The sequence below is a fragment of the Streptomyces boncukensis genome (assembly GCF_011045075.1).
Taxonomy (GTDB): domain Bacteria; phylum Actinomycetota; class Actinomycetes; order Streptomycetales; family Streptomycetaceae; genus Streptomyces; species Streptomyces boncukensis.
This window is the reverse complement of the sequence record NZ_JAAKZZ010000897.1, coordinates 1-1,720: the sequence shown is the minus strand read 5'-3', so window position 1 is coordinate 1,720 and position 1,720 is coordinate 1. Positions and strand designations below refer to the sequence as shown.

Here is a 1,720-nt window from a genome sequence, read left to right as displayed (position 1 = left end):
TCCGACAGACCCAGGAGGTGGCGGTGCAGGGCGCGGTCATCAACGGGCACTTGGCGTTCGCGGGCAACCTGAACGCGACGGTCCACGCCCTGCACCGCCACCTCCTGGGTCTGTCGGACGCTCCGGCCGAGGCCGAGGACGCGCAGGGGCAGGCGCTGCGGAACACGCTCGTCCGGGACTTCGACGGTGCGGACGGCAACGAGGCGGACGACGAGGGGCCGCAGAGCTCGGTCTCGGGCGGCAAGCGTCCGGCGCCCGCAAGCGCGAAGAAGACGAGCAGCAAGCGCCCGAAGCTCGACAAGAACCGCGGCGGTTCGAGTACCGGTCCTGACGAGCTGCGCAGCCGGGACCACCGGGCCCGGCGGAAGCTGGTCGAAGGGCTGCGCGTGGAGCAGCTGCCCGACCTGCCGTCGGGAGCCGAGGCGTACAAGCGGGACAACGCCACCACACGGGCGCTGAGGAACGTGCAGTGGGTCCGGAAGGTGGATGTCTCCAACGAGCGGGCACAGGACCCGGCGTACCGGACGTACCTCTCGGAGCTGCTCGCCAAGCCCGACTCGGACTCCGCGAAGGGGTACGCGTACCTCCTGTACGACAGCTCCATGAGCGTCAAGGTGCACGCCGAGCAGCGGCTGATGCAGTTCATCCACAACGCCGGGGTGACCGGGGAAACCCAGGAGGACCCGGTGCTCGTACGCGGTACGAAGCGGCCCTGCAAGGCGTGTCTCGCCCTGCTGGACTACTTCCGCACCGAGCTGGGGGTCGACGTCCGCTACGACCCGAACGGCGGCCACTTCTTCCAGGGGCCGGTCGAGACGATCTTCCGGAACTTCCCGGACGTCGACGATGACTGGCTCGCCGCCAACATGACCGACGAGCGGCCGATGTACACCTCCGCCATCACGGGAGTGGCCCCCGGTCCCCAGGCCGTCGAGGGCCGTGACGGCGGCTATCAGGAGCGGATGGAACTGGAGAAGAAGGGGGACAAGCGGGCCTACCCGACGAACGCGCGGGTGCTTCCCACCGCGGACTCCGCCTCGTCGAGTGACGACGACGGGTACGACAGCTCTTCATCGGTCGCCGGGCTGGAGCAGGGCGCCCGCAACCTCACCCTCACGGGCAGTCCTCCCCAGCACCGATCCGCTCCGCCCCTCGACCCGGCAGCGCAGAAGGCACAGGCCGAGAAGGCGTTCCAGGAGCAGGTGGCACCCCGGCTGGAGGCTGCGATGACGGAGCAGTACCGCGCCGAGTGGGAGGCGCGGCCCCCGGGGGACAAGAAGAAGTACCGGGCCCAGTTCCCCGAGCAGTTGCGAGCCGTGATCAAGGAGGTGCTGGGCGAAGAGGTCGTCAGTCAGGCGCGCATCGCCCGCCATCTCAAGGTGACCGCTCCCGCCGTGGGCAATCAGCTCAAATCCACGGGGGTGTCGAAGCAGAGCGAGCACATCGATCGCTTTCCGGAGAAGAAGGAAGCGCTCGAAGCGGCCCTGGGGCCGGACTTCGTGGCCCAGATGGAGCAGCACAGGGAGGCCGGGACATACTGGGGCCCCAAGTTCTCCGAATCCCAGGAACGCCTGGTGTACGACACCATCGCGAGTCGTGTCTCCTACACCTCGATGGGTGAGTACCTGCGGATCCGCCGGACCACCATGCAGAACCGCTGGGACGCCATGAAGAAGAAGTACGGAGACCCGGGGGACCCCGGCGAGGGTCCCTCACAGTG

At 68.5% G+C, this 1,720-nt stretch carries 1 protein-coding gene; it reads left to right on the top strand.

Annotation, left to right across the window (positions count from 1 at the left end; all coding sequences use genetic code 11):
- Positions 1 to 23: 23 nt before the first annotated feature.
- Positions 24 to 1,720 (top strand): hypothetical protein (locus tag G5C65_RS36795; RefSeq protein WP_165303382.1); only part of this gene is annotated, 1,697 nt, incomplete at its 3' end.